The organism is Phenylobacterium sp. (genome assembly GCF_035944335.1).
Lineage (GTDB): Bacteria > Pseudomonadota > Alphaproteobacteria > Caulobacterales > Caulobacteraceae > Phenylobacterium.
On sequence record NZ_DASZBG010000036.1, the window covers coordinates 1 to 15755 of the forward strand.

General features: G+C 68.6%; 15 protein-coding genes and 1 tRNA gene. 14 read left to right on the top strand and 2 right to left on the bottom strand.

Features of this window, described 5'->3' with window-relative positions; translation table 11 throughout:
- The first annotated feature begins 58 nt into the window (after window positions 1-58).
- From VGT80_RS06425 to VGT80_RS06445, 5 genes are all read left to right on the top strand, one after another.
- Complete coding sequence (locus VGT80_RS06425) at window positions 59-979, top strand: aldo/keto reductase (protein ID WP_327453991.1); 921 nt, start codon at window positions 59-61, stop codon at window positions 977-979.
- A gap of 79 nt (window positions 980-1058) precedes the next feature.
- The gene (locus tag VGT80_RS06430) at window positions 1059-2978 is read left to right on the top strand and encodes a flavin-containing monooxygenase (RefSeq protein WP_327453993.1); all 1920 of its coding nucleotides are present in this window, start codon (window positions 1059-1061) and stop codon (window positions 2976-2978) included.
- Window positions 2979-3033: 55 nt separating this feature from the next.
- Window positions 3034-3600 carry an NADPH-dependent FMN reductase gene (locus tag VGT80_RS06435; protein WP_327453995.1) on the top strand — a complete coding sequence of 189 codons (567 nt, stop codon included), beginning with the start codon at window positions 3034-3036 and terminating at the stop codon, window positions 3598-3600.
- 17 nt (window positions 3601-3617) lie between these two features.
- Window positions 3618-4631, top strand: a complete 1014-nt coding sequence (locus VGT80_RS06440; RefSeq protein WP_327453997.1) for an acetamidase/formamidase family protein — start codon at window positions 3618-3620, stop codon at window positions 4629-4631.
- A 57-nt stretch (window positions 4632-4688) separates the two neighbouring features.
- Complete coding sequence (locus tag VGT80_RS06445; RefSeq protein WP_327453999.1) at window positions 4689-5084, top strand: DUF1761 domain-containing protein; 396 nt, start codon at window positions 4689-4691, stop codon at window positions 5082-5084.
- Here VGT80_RS06445 and VGT80_RS06450 read toward each other — a convergent pair.
- Entirely contained in the window at window positions 5081-5884 is an 804-nt protein-coding gene (locus VGT80_RS06450; protein ID WP_327454001.1) for a phytanoyl-CoA dioxygenase family protein, read from the bottom strand. The genes VGT80_RS06445 and VGT80_RS06450 overlap by 4 nt on opposite strands.
- 217 nt (window positions 5885-6101) lie before the next feature.
- Between VGT80_RS06450 and VGT80_RS06455 the strand changes: the two genes are divergently transcribed.
- Window positions 6102-8828 (top strand): TonB-dependent receptor, encoded by a 2727-nt coding sequence (locus VGT80_RS06455; RefSeq protein ID WP_327454003.1) that lies wholly within the window; start codon window positions 6102-6104, stop codon window positions 8826-8828.
- Window positions 8829-8907: 79 nt separating this feature from the next.
- Window positions 8908-10398: a tetratricopeptide repeat-containing sulfotransferase family protein gene (locus tag VGT80_RS06460; RefSeq protein ID WP_327454005.1), complete on the top strand. Its 1491-nt coding sequence runs from the start codon at window positions 8908-8910 to the stop codon at window positions 10396-10398.
- A gap of 6 nt (window positions 10399-10404) precedes the next feature.
- Here VGT80_RS06460 and VGT80_RS06465 read toward each other — a convergent pair.
- A tRNA-Asp gene (locus VGT80_RS06465) sits at window positions 10405-10481 on the bottom strand.
- Window positions 10482-10693: 212 nt separating this feature from the next.
- Here VGT80_RS06465 and VGT80_RS06470 point away from each other — a divergent pair.
- From VGT80_RS06470 to nuoF, 7 genes are read left to right on the top strand one after another with little or no spacing between them, the layout of a single operon-like run.
- Entirely contained in the window at window positions 10694-11071 is a 378-nt protein-coding gene (locus VGT80_RS06470) for an NADH-quinone oxidoreductase subunit A (protein ID WP_327454007.1), read from the top strand.
- Window positions 11041-11691 carry an NADH-quinone oxidoreductase subunit B family protein gene (locus VGT80_RS06475; protein WP_327454009.1) on the top strand — a complete coding sequence of 217 codons (651 nt, stop codon included), beginning with the start codon at window positions 11041-11043 and terminating at the stop codon, window positions 11689-11691. The genes VGT80_RS06470 and VGT80_RS06475 overlap by 31 nt, the downstream gene beginning before the upstream one ends.
- Window positions 11688-12329, top strand: a complete 642-nt coding sequence (locus tag VGT80_RS06480) for an NADH-quinone oxidoreductase subunit C (RefSeq protein ID WP_327454011.1) — start codon at window positions 11688-11690, stop codon at window positions 12327-12329. Before VGT80_RS06475 ends, VGT80_RS06480 begins: the two co-directional genes overlap by 4 nt.
- Window positions 12326-13564 (top strand): NADH-quinone oxidoreductase subunit D, encoded by a 1239-nt coding sequence (locus VGT80_RS06485; RefSeq protein WP_327454013.1) that lies wholly within the window; start codon window positions 12326-12328, stop codon window positions 13562-13564. The genes VGT80_RS06480 and VGT80_RS06485 overlap by 4 nt, the downstream gene beginning before the upstream one ends.
- Window positions 13561-14223 (top strand): NADH-quinone oxidoreductase subunit NuoE, encoded by a 663-nt coding sequence (nuoE, locus tag VGT80_RS06490; protein ID WP_327454015.1) that lies wholly within the window; start codon window positions 13561-13563, stop codon window positions 14221-14223. Before VGT80_RS06485 ends, nuoE begins: the two co-directional genes overlap by 4 nt.
- Window positions 14220-14435 (top strand): hypothetical protein, encoded by a 216-nt coding sequence (locus VGT80_RS06495; protein WP_327454017.1) that lies wholly within the window; start codon window positions 14220-14222, stop codon window positions 14433-14435. The genes nuoE and VGT80_RS06495 overlap by 4 nt, the downstream gene beginning before the upstream one ends.
- 3 nt (window positions 14436-14438) lie before the next feature.
- The gene (gene nuoF / locus VGT80_RS06500) at window positions 14439-15752 is read left to right on the top strand and encodes an NADH-quinone oxidoreductase subunit NuoF (RefSeq protein ID WP_327454018.1); all 1314 of its coding nucleotides are present in this window, start codon (window positions 14439-14441) and stop codon (window positions 15750-15752) included.
- The last annotated feature ends 3 nt before the right edge of the window (window positions 15753-15755 follow it).

Sequence of the window (15755 nt, forward strand, 5' to 3'; positions counted from 1 at the left end):
GAGCCGGACATGACCACCGTGGCGCTGGCCGACGCGCAAGAGGCGCCCTGACCGCGCCATGCTCTACCGCCCGCTCGGCGCGACGGGGCTGACGGTCTCGGAGATCGGCTTCGGCTGCGCCAGCTGGTGGGGCAAGCCGGCCTTCGCCGAGCGGAGCGCGCTGGGGCTGGTGCACGCCGCCCTCGACCTCGGCGTCACCCTGTTCGACACCGGCGCCAGCTATTCCGGGGGCGAGGCGGAGCCCAGGCTCGGGCGGGCGCTGAAGGGGCGCGACGTCTCGCGGCTGGTGATCGCCAGCAAGGCCGGGACCTATGCCGCCGGGCGCGGCCGGGTCGGGCGAGACTTCTCCGCCGCCGCCGTGCGGGCGAGCGCCGAGCGCAGCTTGAAGACCCTCGGCCTCGAGTCCCTGCCGCTGCTGCAGCTGCACGGGCCGATGCGCAGCGAACTGAACGACGAGCTGCTAGGCGCGCTGGCCGAGCTGAAGGCCCGCGGGCTGATCCGCGCCGCCGGCGTCAACAGCTTCGATCCGGCGGTGATCGACCATGCCATCGGCCTGACCGGGATCGATGCCGTGATGATCGACTACAACGTCCTGCGCCCCGAGCGGGCGCCGCTGATCGCCCGGGCCGCCGCGGCCGGCAAGGGCGTCCTGGCCGGCATGCCGCTGGCCATGGGCCACACCGGCCTGAAGGTGGCGAAGATCCGCGGGATCCAGGACCTCTGGTACGCCGCCCGCGGCCTGGTGCGCCACCGTGGCGAGGTGAGGGCCGGCGCGCGGTTCGGCTTCCTGCACCGGCTGGGCGGCATGACCGGCTCCCAGGCCGCGCTCGCCTATGTGCTGGCCAACGCGGGCGTTTCGGCGGCGGTGATCGGCACCACGCGCCTGGCGCACCTGCGCGAAGACCTCGCCGCGTCCGGCATGGCCCTGCCTGCGCAGGTCGCCCGCCGCATCGAAGCGGCCCAGACCGGGTCCGCCTGACGTCGCGTCCCCCTTCCGCTTCGCGCGGCGCGGGGGCATGCTCGCCTGAACAACGATAATCTTCCGAGGAAACGCAAGGATGCCTGCAGAGATGCTGGACGACGCCCTGGCCGTGGCCCATCTGCCGGCGCTGCTGGCGGCGCTGGTGCACATCACCGGCGATGCGTCATGGCTGCGTCCGGCGTGGCGGCCGCAGTACCAGCCCCTGTCGCGCGGCGAGACCGGCCTGGGCCCCGAGACCGACGCCGAGATCCGCGCCGCAGCCCGCGCCGCCATCGCCCAGTTCCTGGCCGGCGATCGCAAGCTGCCGCCCAGCCCCGAGGTGGCCACCGTCCGCAAGATGATGGACTTCGTGGCCGGCGTGGACATCCCGGAGAGCTATGCCGACTTCGCCATGGACGAGCTGGCCATCGTCGGCCGCAGCACCAAGGACCCGCAGTTCGAGCAGCCGAAACTCAAGGAAGCGGTCCGCAAGCTGAAGGTGCTGGTGATCGGGGCCGGGATGTCGGGACTGCTGACCGGCATCCGGCTCAACCAGGCGGGCGTGCCCTTCGAGATCGTCGACAAGAACCCCGACGTGGGCGGCACCTGGCTGGTGAACACCTATCCGGGCTGCCGGGTCGACAATTCGAACCACATGTACAGCTACTCCTTCGAGCCGAACCACGCCTGGCCGCAGTTCTTCTCGCCGCAGCCGGAGCTGCTGAAATACTTCAAGGGCATCGCCGACAAATACGGCCTGAGGCAGCACATCCGCTTCGAGACCCTGGTCGAGGCCTGCGTCTGGGACGAGGCCAAGGACGTCTGGCGGGTGACGCTCAAGGACAAGGACGGCCGCACCGAGGTCGTCGAGGCCAATGCGGTGATTTCGGCCGTCGGCCAGCTCAACCGGCCGCGCTATCCGGACATCGAGGGCCGCGACAGCTTCGCAGGCCAGAGCTTCCACTCCGCCGAGTGGCGCCACGACGTCGACCTGAAGGGCAAGCGGGTGGCGGTGATCGGCACCGGCGCCTCGGCCTTCCAGTTCGTGCCGGAGATCGCGCCCGAGGTGGCGAAGCTGACGGTGTTCATGCGCAACCCGCCCTGGGCGCTGCCGGTGCCGCACTACCACGAGGACGTGCCGGAGGGCTTCAAGTGGCTGCTCGACAACGTGCCCTACTATGACAAGTGGTACCGCTTCTTCCTGTTCTGGACGACGACCGAGGGCTTCCTGCCGATGGTCAAGTCCGACCCGTCGTGGAACGGCTCGCCGGGCGCGGTCAGCCAGGCCAATGCCGAGCTGCGCGAGATGGTCGGCCAGTACCTGGCGGCCCAGGTGGCCGACCGGCCGGACCTGGTGGACCGGGTGGTGCCAGGCTACCCTATCGGGGGAAAACGCGCGGTGCTCGACAACGGCGTGTGGCTGGGCGCCTTGAAGCGCAGCAACGTCGAGCTGGTCACCGACAAGGTCACCGCGATCACGCCCAAGGGCGTGGTCACCGCCGACGGCGTCGAGCACGAGGTCGACGTGATCATCTACGGCACCGGCTTCCAGGCCTCGAACTTCCTGTCGTTCTACAAGGTGAAGGGCAGGGGCGGGCGCGACCTGCACGACAGCTGGGGCGGCGACGCGCGCGCCTACCTCGGCATGACGGTGCCGGGGTTCCCCAACTTCTTCCTCATCTACGGACCGAACACCAACATCGTCGTCAACGGCTCGATCATCTTCTTCTCCGAATGCGCGGTGCGCTACATCCTGGGCTGCCTGAGGCTGCTGGCCGAGACCGGGGCCGCGGCCATGGAGGTCAAGCCGGGCGTCCACGACGCCTTCAACGTCAAGGTGGACGAGGCCAACAAGGGCTGGGCCTGGGGCTCGCCGCACGTGACCAGCTGGTACAAGAACGCGTTTGGCCGGGTCAGCCAGAACTGGCCTTTCGGCCTGATCGACTACTGGCGCGCGACGCTGGCGCCCAACCCGGACGACTTCGTCCTGGAACGGCAGTCCGAGCCGGTGGCGTAGGGCGACGCAAAGGCGTTAGAAGGGCGCTCCGGTCGGGGGATCAGGAGCGCCGCTGATGCCGCTGAAGCTGAACGTGATCACCGTCTCGACGCGGCCCGGGCGAGTGGGCCCCAAGGTGGCCCAGTGGTTCCACGGCTTCGCCGCGGCGCATGGCGGGTTCGAGGTCGAGGCCGTCGACCTGGACAGCTTCCGCCTGCCGATCTTCGACGAGCCGAAGCACCCGCGCTTCCAGGACTACGCCCACGATCACACCAAGGCCTGGAGCGCCAGCGTGGCCTCGGCCGACGCCTTCGTGTTCGTGACGCCGGAGTACAATTACACCCCGCCGCCGAGCTTCGTGAACGCGGTGGATTTCCTGTTCAGGGAGTGGGCCTACAAGGTCGCCGGCATCGTCAGCTACGGCGGGCCGCTCGGTGGAGCGCGGGCCGCCCAGATGGAAAAGCTGATGCTAACCTCGGTGAAGGTGATGACCGTGCCGGAGGGCGTCAGCATTCCCCTGCCGACCCACATGGACAAGGACGGCCATTTCCAGCCGAGCCCGCCGATCGAGGCTTCGGCCAAGGCCATGCTGGACGAACTGGTGAAATGGGCGGGCGCGCTGAAACCGCTGCGCGCCGGCTGAGGGAAAGGGTGGGGGATATGCGACGGGGACTGGGGATGGCGGCCGCCGCGGCGGTGCTCGCGGCGGGCGGCGCGCAGGCGGCGAGCTTCGAACTGCAGGCGACGCCGGCGACGGTGGCCTGGGGCAACTACGACGCCGCCCACCCGCCGGCCCTGACCATCCGCTCCGGCGACACCGTGGTGGTCCATACCCTGCTGACCAACAGCCCGACCGGCCTGGAGCGCAACGGCGTCCCGCCCGACCAGGTGGAGGCCTCGCTGCGGGAGATCTACGCCAAGGTCACCGACAAGGGACCGGGCGGGCATATCCTGACGGGCCCGATCTACATCGAGGGGGCGGAGCCCGGCGACACGCTGGAGATCCGCATCCTGAAGATCGATCTGGCGATCCCCTATGCCTACAACGGCTTCCGCTATGGGGCGGGGATCCTGTCGGAGGAATTCCCCTATGCGCGGACCAAGATCATCCCGCTGGACCGGGAGCGGATGGTCGCCCGCTTCGCGCCCGGCGTGACCGTGCCGCTGCATCCCTTCTTCGGCAGCATGGGCGTGGCCCCGCCGCCGGCCATCGGGCGCTACGATTCCACGCCGCCCACCTTCATCGGCGGCAATATGGACAACAAGGAGCTGGTGGCCGGCACGACCCTCTACCTGCCGGTGTTCGACAAGGGGGCCCTCTTCGAGGTCGGCGACGGCCATGCCGGCCAGGGCAACGGCGAGGTGGACGTCACCGCCATGGAGACCTCGCTCACCGGGACCTTCCAGTTCATCGTCCGCAAGGACCTGAAGACCGCCTATCCGCGCGCCGAGACGCCGACCCACTACATCGCCATGGGCTTCGACGACGACCTGTCCATCGCCGCCCACAAGGCGGTGCGCGAGATGGTGGAGTTCCTGACGGCCACCAAGGGCCTGTCGCGCGACGACGCCTATATGCTGACCAGCATCGCCGGCGACGCCGACATCACCGAGGTGGTGGACCGCAACAAGGGCGTCCACGTGATGATGCCGAAGTCGGTGTTTTCAAAGTAAGCTTCACCATTGTCCCCGATTGGCGGAAGATGCCGTCAGGGAATGGGGGAGGACGCTATGAATTGGACGCATCTGGCGCTGGTCGTCGTGGTCAGCGGCGTGGTCGCATCGATCACCGATTACGTGTTCATGGGCCTGCTGTTCAAGGCGAAGTACCAGGAAGCCCCTGAGATCTGGCGGCAGGGGACCAGCGAGACCAGGAAGATCATCTATTCCGAGCTGATCGGCCTGATCACCTGCGCGGCCTTCGCCTGGCTGCTGTCCGCCACCGGCCACGTGGCCCTGATGTCCGGCGTGAAGATGGCGGTGGCGGTCTGGGTGATCCTGGCGATCCCGATCCTCTTCACCAACAGCCTCTGGATCAGGCTCAGCCCCTATATCGCCGCCTCACACGCCGTCGGCTGGCTGGTGCGGCTGCTGGTGACGGCTGCGGCGGTGAGTTACCTGCTCTAGATCGAATCCCAGATCGAGCGGAAGTCGCCGCCGCCGTTCAGGCGCTGGGCCGGGCTTTGCTTCTCGATGTGGCCGATCAGGCCGCGATAGACGCCGTAGCCCATCAGCTCCTGCAGGCGCGGAGGGAAGCCGCGCGCCACGTCCGGCGGAACGCCCAGCTGCTGGTTCTCCTGCTGACGGATGAAGCCGGCGCAGTAGTTCATCGCCACCCCGGTGCGCCGCGCCTGGGTGCGGTTCGCGCCACCGCCGTGCCACAGCGCGCCGTCCCAGATCAGCACGCTGCCCCTGGGCATCTCCGCGGCGATGGTCTCGTAGACGCCGCCGTACTCTGGGTTGGGCGACAGGTGGCTGCCGGGGACCAGGCGGGTCGCGCCATTGGCCTCGGTGAAGTCGGTGAGCGCCCACATGGAGTTGCAGACCAGCGGCGCGTGCGGCTTGGCCAGCGGGATGACCTGGTCGTCGGCGTGGATCGGCTGGGCGGTCTCGCCGGGGTCGATGGCGATGGAGGAGAGCGAGGAGATCAGGCAGCCGGGGTCGAGCACCGCCTCGACGATGGGGAGCACGGCGGGATGGACCGGGACCTGCGCGAACGGCGCCCCGTGGGCCAGCAGGTTATAGATGCGGACCGTGCGATGGCCTTCGAACGGGTTTTCCGCGGGCCTGGCGCCGAGCTCGCGTTCCAGCCGCGCCAAGGCCTCGGCCAGCGCCTCGACCAGCTGCGGCGCGATGGCGTTCTCCACGATGGTGTAACCGCGCTCTCGCACGGCCGTCACATGCGCGTCACGCGTCGGTTCGTCCATGTTCCGCTCCTGAAACCCTGAGCCACGCTTGGCGCAGGCCGGCCCCCCTGTGAAGCGCGAGACACACCTACCGGCGTTATGTTTCGTCCACGCAACCCGGTCTTGCCAAGCTCAACCTCCGGCGCCTACGCTCCGGTTTGTGGGCAGGACTGCCTACTGTTTCCGACGGGATCTGGCCGTAGAGCCGGGCCCGGGGGGCATCGCCGGGAGGAACACCATGAAGAAACACGCCTATCTCGCGGGCGCCTCGGGTCTTGCCGTGGCCGCCAGTCTTTTCGCCGTGCAGGCCCATGCGGCCGACGCACCCGCCGGGAACGCCGCCGCGGCGACCACACTCGAAGATCTCGTGGTCACCGCCGAGCGCCGCGCCGAGCGGCTGGAGACCGTGCCGGTCGCGGTCACCGCCTTCAGCGCCGACCAGAGGTCATTGATCGGCATCGAGTCGATCCAGGACCTGACCAATTTCACGCCGGGCCTTCACTACAACTCGATCGCCAACCGGCCCTACCTGCGCGGCGTCGGGCGCAACACCGACAACCTCGCCGTCGCCTCGGCGGTCGCGGTCTATTACAACGGCGTCTACGATGGCGCGAACGCCACCACCATCCTGCAGCATTCCGACCTGTTCATCGACACCATCGAGGTCGACCGCGGGCCGCAGAACACCCTTCACGGCGCGAACTCGGACGGCGGCACGATCAACTATGTGTCCAAGCGCCCGACCAAGGATTACTACGCCGAAGGCCGCGCGGGCGTCGCCAACTACGACAAGTGGTTCGGCGAGGCCGTGGTCTCGGGCCCGATCACCGACAACCTGCGCTTCCGCCTGGGCGGCAACTACACCGACGAGAGCGGCGGCTTCTTCAAGAACCTGGACGGCGCCCGCCAGGGCGGCACCGGCCCGCAAGGCAACAGCGGCCGCACCCAGTACTGGGAAGCCCAGCTCGACGCCAACCTCGGCGAGCATCTCGACGCCTGGGGGATGGTCTCCAGCGGCCTCTACGAAACCAACTACCACACGGTCGCCGAACGGGGCGCGATCCCGACCAACTTCCAGCTGAACGGCTCCTTCTCGCCCTCCAGCTTCTTCGGCCTGTGCGGCATCGCCGGCGTCGCTGCGGCCAATCCCGGCTGCGCCACGGGGCCGGCCGTCGTGAGCGTGACCCCCGCGGGGCCCTTCACGGCCAATATGTTCCCGGGCAACAACCCGACCACGGCCGACCCGCGGACCTTTATCCAGTCGGCGCCTTCGACCAACAAACAGCGGGCCGACATCTCGCTGGCCACCAACTGGACCTATCACGCCCCGGGCGTCGACCTGACCTATCTGGCCGGCTTCCAGAAGTTCAACTACCAGCTGAACTTCACCGGAGCGCTGGACGCCGGGCTGTCGACCTATTCGGTGGCCGGCGCGCCGGCGGCGGGGGGCCTATGCGCGCTGAACGCGGCGGCCGAGGGCCTCACGACAGCCGGCTGCACCCAGCCCCTGGCGATCAACCCCTCGCCGAACTGGACCCATTTCGTCGAGATGGACCAGTTCTTCAGCCACGAGTTCGACCTGGTCTCGACGACCGGCGGGCCGTTCCAGTGGATCCTGGGCGCCTACTACTATCATGAGAAGTACGAACAGCCGGTCTGGGCCGGCGTGATGCCCAACCAGACCCAGTTGCAGCACCCCTTCTCGATTGGGGCGGGTGGAACGCTGATCCCGACGCCCGCCAACCCGGCGAGCGCCATCTCCACCTCCGACACCTTCCTCACCTACACCTCCTACGCGGCGTTCGGGCAGGCCAGCTACAAGTTCAGCGACGAGTGGAAGGTGACCGGCGGCCTGCGTTATTCGAAGGACAAGAAGAACGGCCGCCAGCTCTGGCGCTTCGAGGAATTCGACGTCATTCCCGGCTTCACTTCCACCAGCTTCGGGGCCAACACCCCGGCCCTGGACGTGACCGGCTCGGCGGTCGGCGCCAACGCCACGACGGCGTTCCAGGGCGCGGGCCTGGCGGTGCTCAACCCGGCGACGGGCAATTACGAACGCGCGCTGGGCGACAGCTGGAGCGCGGTGACCGGCGACGCCGACATCGACTGGACGCCGGACCACGACACCCTGGTCTACGCCAAGTACAGCCGCGGGTACAAAGCCGGCGGCTTCTCGACCTTCACCATCGCCGCCAATCCGGAAACGCAGAAGGAGACCGTGGACGCCTACGAGGTGGGGTTGAAGAAGACCATCGCCGCAAAGTTCCAGGTCAATGCGGCGGCCTTCTACTACAACTACAAGAACGACCAGATCCCGCTCGCCGTGCAGAACGCCCAGGGCCTGATCGCGACCTCGCTGTTCAACCTGAAGTCCGTGCACATCACCGGCTTCGAGCTGGAAGGCGTCTGGCGGCCTATCGATCCTCTGACTATCAGTTTCCAGTACTCGCACCTGAGCGCCAAGGTGAACGACGCCGGCGCCTGCATCGAGGACACCAACGATCCGCTGGCGGTCGAACCGGGGGCCAATACCGGTGGCTGCACCCAGACCTCGCCCACCGCCAAGGTGCAGAACCTGAAGGGCAACCAGCTGCCGGAGGCGCCGCCCAACAAATTCTCGGCGAACGCCCTCTACAGCTGGGACCTGGGCCCCGGCACGCTGACCCTGTCGGGAACCTACGTCTGGAAGGACAAGACGTACGGCAGCCTGTTCAACCGCTTCTATTCGCTGGCGCCCTCCTACAATCAGGAGGACTTCCGCTTGAGTTTCAAGGACGCGAAGGACCGCTACACGGTCATCGCCTTCGTCCAGAACGCCTTCAACCACACAGGCTACGACAACCAGACGGGCAGCCTTCTCCTGTCGCCGACGGCGGCCGGGAACACAACCGGCCAACTGGCGATCAACCAGAGCCTGATTGCCCCACGGATTTATGGCCTGCAGGTCCAGGTCCGGTTCAAATAGGTTGGCCCGGGACGCGCCCTTCGCGGGGCGCGTCCCGGCTCCCCTGGCGAAGGCGGGCGCCGGCCCCTAACATCGGCCGATGGCCCGCGACCGCCAGCCTCTGAAACAGTCTCTCGGGTCGGACGCGCTGGCCCGCGGCCTCGACGCCGCCGCCGCGCATTTCGCCGCTGGCCGGCTGAGCGCGGCGGCCGGGGCCTATCGCAGGCTGGAGCGTCAGGCGCCGGGCGATCTCCGGGCGACCTATTCCCTGGCCGTGATCGACATCCGGCTGGGGGAGCCGGCCCGCGCCCGGCGGCGGCTGGAGCAGGTGGTCGGAGCCACCCCCGACCACGCGCCCGCGCTGCACAACCTGGGCGCCGTCTGCCAGCAGCTCGGCGACTGGCCGGCCGCGGCGCAGGCCTACGGCCGGGCGGCGGAACTGCGGCCGGAGGCGGTCGAGACCCGCAGGGCCCTGGCGACCGCCCTGGCGATCCTCGGCCGCACCGACGAGGCCATCGCCCAGCACCGCATCCTGGCGCGGACGCCGGCCGAACGCTGGGCGGCGCTCACCCGCATCGCCCTGCTCGACCCCGGGGCGATCGACGACGACGACCTGGCGGCCATGGGCCCCGCGGCCGATGATCCGCGGCTGGACGCGCAGACGCGGACCGGCCTCTTGTTCGCACTCGGCGAGGCGCTGGACGCCCGCGGCCAGGGTGACGCCGCGTTCGACGCCTATGCGGCCGGCAACCGGCTGAAACATGCCACGCTCGCGCCCCACGCGGCGGAGGCCTCGGCCGTGGCGGCGCGCCATGTCCGCGAGACGGTGACGCCGGGCTGGCTCGCCGCTCATCAGGGCAGGGGGGCCGGGACCGTGGCGCCGATCTTCATCGTCGGCTTCCCGCGGTCTGGCTCGACTCTGATCGAGCAGATCCTGGCCGGCCATTCCGGGGTCCAGGCGATGGGGGAAACGGGCCTGCTGCCCCGGTTGGTCGCCGGCGGCTACCCGCAGGGGCCCAAGGGTTCGGCCGCCATCCACGCGCTCGCCGATCGGTACCTCGCCGCGCTGCGCGAGCGGGGCTGGGACGGGGCTTCGCGAGTCGTCGACAAGACGCTCGAGAACCACCTGCACGTGGGGCTGATCCATCTCATGTTCCCCAAGGCGGTGATCCTGCACAGTCTGCGCGACCCGGTGGACACCGGCTTCGCCTGCTTCCGCCAGCTGTTCGCGGACGGCAATGAGACGCTCTACGACCTGGCCGAGATCGGCGCGGAATACCGGCGCTACCGCGACGTGATGGCCCACTGGGACGCCGTGCTGCCCGGCCGCGTGGTCGAGGTGCGCTACGAGGCGCTGGTGGCCGATCCGGAGGCCGGCATCCGGGCCCTCGGCGCGGCCACCGGCCTGCCATGGGACCCGGCGGCGTTGCGGTTCTTCGAGCGGGAGCGGCCGGTGGCGACGGCGAGCGCCGTCCAGGTGAGGCGGCCGATCCATGCGGGCTCGGTCGCCCGGTGGCGACGCCACGCGGCCAAGCTCGCGCCGCTGATCGAGGCGCTGGGCCCCTACGGGCGCGAAATCCGGATGTCGTGAGAGAAGTGGCGCGAGTGACGGGACTTGAACCCGCGACCTCCGGCGTGACAGGCCGGCGCTCTAACCAACTGAGCTACACCCGCATAGGGCCTGCGCCCGAGCGAAGGCGGCTCCAATAGGTCCCGGCCCGAATCGTGTCAACGGAAGAGTGCTGGCCCGGCTGTCGCGCCGCAGGGCGGTGCGTTTTCCGTGAGTTTTGCGCCCGGGTTCCGTGAGCTTTCAGCGCTACGCGAACCCCCGTTTGAATCGCGGGAATGGGTGGTCTAGAAGGGCGCGCGACTCCTCCGAGGCACCCATGACCGCGTTCCTCCTTCAGTACCTGCCCATCGTGATCTTCTTAGGCATCGCGGCGGCGCTGGGGCTTGCCTTCATCGTCGGCGCAGCCCTGCTCGCGCCGAGCGCCCCGGACCCGGAAAAGCTGTCGTCCTACGAGTGCGGCTTCAACGCCTTCGACGACGCGCGGATGAAGTTCGACGTGCGCTTCTACCTGGTCTCCATCCTGTTCATCATCTTCGACCTGGAAGTGGCCTTCCTGTTCCCCTGGGCGGTGGCGCTGATGAAGCTGCCGGTCGAGGCCAGCCACTTCGCCTTCTGGTCGATGATGGCCTTCCTGGGCGTGCTGACCGTGGGCTTCATCTACGAGTGGAAGAAGGGGGCCCTGGAATGGGAGTAGTGGTCCCCGCGGGCCCGGGGGGCGGAGCCCCCCTCTTGTCAGCAAGGCAGGGCGCACGATCGCCTCTCGTTGTATCTGCGGGCGAAGGCGCCCGCAGCAGCGTCGAGGGGTACGATCCCCAGAAGCACGACCCCTATTTTGACGGCGTCTCGCAGAGCCTGGCCGACAAGGGCTTCGTCACCGCTGGCCTGGACGACCTGATCACCTGGGCCCGGACGGGCTCGCTGATGTGGATGACCTTCGGTCTCGCCTGCTGCGCGGTGGAGATGATGCAGGCGTCCATGCCGCGCTACGACCTGGAGCGCTTCGGCTTCGCGCCGCGCGGCAGCCCGCGTCAGTCCGACGTGATGATCGTCGCCGGCACGCTGGTGAACAAGATGGCTCCGGCGCTGCGCAAGGTCTACGACCAGATGCCCGAGCCCAGGTACGTGATCTCCATGGGCTCCTGCGCGAACGGCGGCGGCTACTACTACTTCAGCTATTCCACGGTCCGCGGCTGCGACCGGATCGTGCCGGTGGACGTCTATGTGCCCGGCTGCCCGCCCACCGCCGAGGCGCTGGTCTATGGCGTGCTGCAGCTGCAGAAGAAGATCCGCCGCACCGGGACCATCATCCGATGACCTGGCCGGTGGCGTCGAAAGAGCTGTCCAGGATCGGCAAGACGCTGGTGGCCGATAGCGCCGGCGGGCTGACCGGCTTCAAGGTGGCGTTCGGCGAGCTGGCGCTGACCGCCCAGGCGCCGCGCATCGCCGACACGCTCAAGATCCTGCGCGACGTCCATGGCTTCCAGCAGCTCGTGGAGCTGTGCGGCGTCGACTATCCGGAGCGCGAGCGGCGCTTCGACGTGGTCTATCTGCTGCTGTCCATGACCCGGAACCTGCGGGTGCGGGTGACGATCCAGACCGACGAGGACACCGCCGTCCCGTCGGTGACCGGGGTCTATCCCAACGCCGACTGGTCGGAGCGCGAAGCCTTCGACATGTACGGCATCTTCTTCGAGGGCCATCCGGACCTGCGCCGCATCCTCACCGACTACGGCTTCCACGGCCACCCGCTGCGCAAGGACTTCCCGATGACCGGCTACGTCGAGGTCCGCTACGACGACGAACTGAAGCGGGTGGTCTATGAGCCGGTGAAGTCGGTGGAGTGGCGCAACCTCGACTTCCTGTCCCCCTGGGAGGGCGCCGAACGCGGCTTCGCGCCGCTGCCCGGCGACGAGAAGGCCAAGGTCGCCGACAAGCGGGGCGCCAAGTCATGACCGGCGCCAACGCCCCCGCCGAAGAGACCGACGTCTTCGCCCCCACCGTTCCCGGCGAGACCAAGGTCCGCCGCTTCAACATCAACTTCGGCCCGCAGCATCCGGCGGCCCACGGGGTGCTGCGCCTGGTCCTCGAGCTGGACGGCGAGATCGTCGAGCGCGTCGACCCGCACATCGGCCTGCTGCACCGCGGCACCGAGAAGCTGATGGAGGCCCGGCCCTACCAGCAGACCATCCCCTACATGGACCGCCTGGATTACGTGGCGCCCATGAACCAGGAGCACGCCTATGTGCTCGCCCTGGAAAAGCTGATGGACGTCCAGGTCCCGGTGCGGGGCCTGTTGATCCGCGTGCTCTACGACGAGATCGGCCGCATCCTGAACCACCTGCTCAACGTCACCACCCAGGCGATGGACGTGGGCGCGCTGACCCCGCCGCTGTGGGGCTTCGAAGAGCGCGAGAAGCTGATGGTGTTCTATGAGCGGGCCTCGGGCGCGCGCATGCACGCCAACTACTACCGCGTGGGCGGGGTGCGCCAGGACCTGCCGCCGGAGCTGGTGAGCGACATCGCCGACTGGTGCGCCCATTTCCCCAAGGTGCTCGACGACATCGAGGGGCTGATCACCGGCAACCGCATCTTCAAGCAGCGCAATGTCGACATCGGCAAGGTGACCAGGGACCAGGCCCTGGCCTGGGGCTTCTCCGGCGTCATGGTGCGCGGCTCGGGCATCGAGTGGGACCTGCGCCGCACCCAGCCCTACGGGCTGTACAGCGAGTTCGAGTTCGACATCCCGATCGGCGTGCACGGCGACTGCTACGACCGCTACCTCTGCCGCATGGAGGAGATGCGCCAGTCGACCAAGATCATGCAGCAGGCGTGCGCGCGGCTGATGAAGACGCCCGGCCTGGTGCTGACGGACGACCACAAGCTGGCGGCGCCCCGGCGCGGCGAGATGAAGCGCTCGATGGAGGCGCTCATCCACCACTTCAAGCTCTACACCGAGGGCTACCGGCCGCCGGCCGGGGAGGTCTATGCGGCCGTCGAGGCGCCTAAGGGCGAGTTCGGCATCTTCCTGGTCTCGGACGGCACCAACAAGCCGTACCGGGCCAAGATCCGCGCGCCCGGCTATCCGCACCTGCAGGCCATGGACTGGATGAATCGCGGCCACATGCTGGCCGACGTCTCCGCCATTCTGGGCTCGCTGGATATCGTGTTCGGGGAGATCGACCGTTGAGCGTCCGCCGCCTGGCCGAGGTCCAGCCCGCCAGCTTCGAGTTCAAGCCGGCGATGCTGAAGGCCGCCCGCGCCCACATGGCCAACTTTCCGCCCGGCCGCCAGCAGTCGGCGGTGATCGGGGTCTTGTGGTTCGTGCAGAAGCAGGAGGGCTGGGTCTCCGAGCCCGCCATCCGCGCGGTGGCCGAGTTGCTCGGGATGCCGGTGATCCGGGTGCTCGAGGTGGCGACCTTCTACACCATGTTCATGCTGGGGCCGGTGGGCACGCATGGGCTGGTGCAGGTGTGCGGCACCACGCCGTGCCAGCTGCGCGGGGCCGAGGGGCTGATCGCGGTCTGCCAGCGCAAATTCGGCCCGCGCGACCATCGCTCGGCCGACGGCAAGTTCTATTGGCAGGAAGTGGAGTGCATGGGCGCCTGCGCCAACGCGCCCATGGCCGCCATCAACGACTATTACTACGAGGACCTGACGCCGGAGAGCTTCGAGACGCTGCTGGACGCCTTCGCGGCGGGCAAGACCCCCAAGCCCGGCTCGGCCATCGGCCGCCAGGGCTCGGCCCCGGAAGGCGGGCCGATCGCGCTCACCGATCCGAAGCTCTACGACGGCAGCCGCGGCAAGCCGGTGAAGATCCCGAACCTTCCGGCGAAGGAGCGGGCGTGACCCTCGACGTCAAGGCCGCCAAGCGGCGTCTCATGATGATGGCCGCGGTCAATGCGATCGCCGTTCTGGCGGCCGCCGCGGCGCTCTACGGCTATTTCGCCCTGCATCTCGATTGGGCGCTGGCCGTCTTCGCCGGCCTGATCGCCGTGGGCATCGGCGCCCAGATCTGGTTCATCGCGAGCCTTCGGCGCGCGGATAAGGGAGTGCGCTAGGCCGTGGTCGGTATCCTGCAGGACAAGGACCGCATCTTCACCAACATCTATGGCGTCCATGACTGGAGCCTGGAGGGCGCCAAGACGCGCGGGTGCTGGAACGGGACGAAGGACATCCTGGCCCAGACGCCGGAGTGGATCTGCGACCAGATCAAGGCCTCGGGCCTGCGCGGCCGCGGCGGCGCAGGCTTCGCCACCGGGCTGAAGTGGACCTTCATGCCCAAGCAGGAGAGCGAGCGGCCGCACTATCTGCTGGTCAACGCCGACGAGAGCGAGCCCGGCGCCTGCAAGGACCGCGACATCCTGCGCAACGATCCGCATCTCTTGATCGAGGGTTGCCTGATCGCCTGCCGCGCCATGCGGGCGCACACCGCCTACATCTATATCCGCGGCGAATACGTCCATGAGCGCGAGCGGCTGACCGCCGCCATCCGCCAGGCCTATGACGCCAGGCTGATCGGGCCGGGCAACGTTCACGGCTGGGATTGCGACGTCCGCGTGACGCACGGCGGCGGGGCCTATATCTGCGGCGACGAGACCGCCCTGATGGAGAGCTTCGAGGGCAAGAAGGGCCAGCCGCGCCTGAAGCCCCCGTTCCCCGCCGGCGCCGGCATCTATGGCTGTCCGACCACGGTCAACAACGTCGAGACCATCGCCGTGGTGGGCACGATCCTGCGGCGCGGGGCGGAATGGTTCGCAGGCTTCGGCACGGAGAAGTCGACCGGCACCAAGTTGTTCGCGGCCTCGGGCCACATCAACAAGCCGGCCGTGGTCGAGGAGGCCGTCGGCATCTCCGTCAAGCAGCTGATCGAAGACCATTTCGGCGGCGTGCGCGGCGGCTGGTCCAACCTCAAGGCGGTGATCCCGGGCGGCATATCGGTGCGGATGATCCCCGCGGCCGAGTGCGACGAAGCCGTCATGACGTACGAAGACCTGCAGGCGCGGGGCTCGGGGCTGGGCACCGGCACCATGATCGTCATGGACAAGGACGCCGACCTGGTGAAGGCGATCGCCCGGGCGTCGTATTTCTACAAGCACGAGAGCTGCGGCCAGTGCACGCCGTGCCGCGAGGGCACCGGCTGGATGTGGCGGGTGATGGAGCGGATGGTCACCGGCGAGGCCGAGATGAGCGAGATCGACCTGCTGCTGGATGTCGCCAGTCAGGTCGAGGGCCACACCATCTGCGGCTTGGGCGATGCGGCCGCCTGGCCGATCCAGGGCCTGTTCCGCCACTTCCGCCCCGAGATCGAAGAGCGGATCACCCGATATCGCGCGGCCCCCGGCTCCTACGCCGGCGCCAAGGTCGCGGCGGAGTAAGCG

Excerpts from the sequence above, each read along its gene's own strand:
- VGT80_RS06425 (WP_327453991.1), top strand. The coding sequence starts at position 59 with ATGCTCTACCGCCCGCTCGGCGCGACGGGGCTGACGGTCTCGGAGATC.
- VGT80_RS06430 (WP_327453993.1), top strand. The coding sequence starts at position 1,059 with ATGCCTGCAGAGATGCTGGACGACGCCCTGGCCGTGGCCCATCTGCCG.
- VGT80_RS06435 (WP_327453995.1), top strand. The coding sequence starts at position 3,034 with ATGCCGCTGAAGCTGAACGTGATCACCGTCTCGACGCGGCCCGGGCGA.
- VGT80_RS06440 (WP_327453997.1), top strand. The coding sequence starts at position 3,618 with ATGCGACGGGGACTGGGGATGGCGGCCGCCGCGGCGGTGCTCGCGGCG.
- VGT80_RS06445 (WP_327453999.1), top strand. The coding sequence starts at position 4,689 with ATGAATTGGACGCATCTGGCGCTGGTCGTCGTGGTCAGCGGCGTGGTC.
- VGT80_RS06450 (WP_327454001.1), bottom strand. The coding sequence starts at position 5,884 with ATGGACGAACCGACGCGTGACGCGCATGTGACGGCCGTGCGAGAGCGC.
- VGT80_RS06455 (WP_327454003.1), top strand. The coding sequence starts at position 6,102 with ATGAAGAAACACGCCTATCTCGCGGGCGCCTCGGGTCTTGCCGTGGCC.
- VGT80_RS06460 (WP_327454005.1), top strand. The coding sequence starts at position 8,908 with ATGGCCCGCGACCGCCAGCCTCTGAAACAGTCTCTCGGGTCGGACGCG.
- VGT80_RS06470 (WP_327454007.1), top strand. The coding sequence starts at position 10,694 with ATGACCGCGTTCCTCCTTCAGTACCTGCCCATCGTGATCTTCTTAGGC.
- VGT80_RS06480 (WP_327454011.1), top strand. The coding sequence starts at position 11,688 with ATGACCTGGCCGGTGGCGTCGAAAGAGCTGTCCAGGATCGGCAAGACG.
- VGT80_RS06485 (WP_327454013.1), top strand. The coding sequence starts at position 12,326 with ATGACCGGCGCCAACGCCCCCGCCGAAGAGACCGACGTCTTCGCCCCC.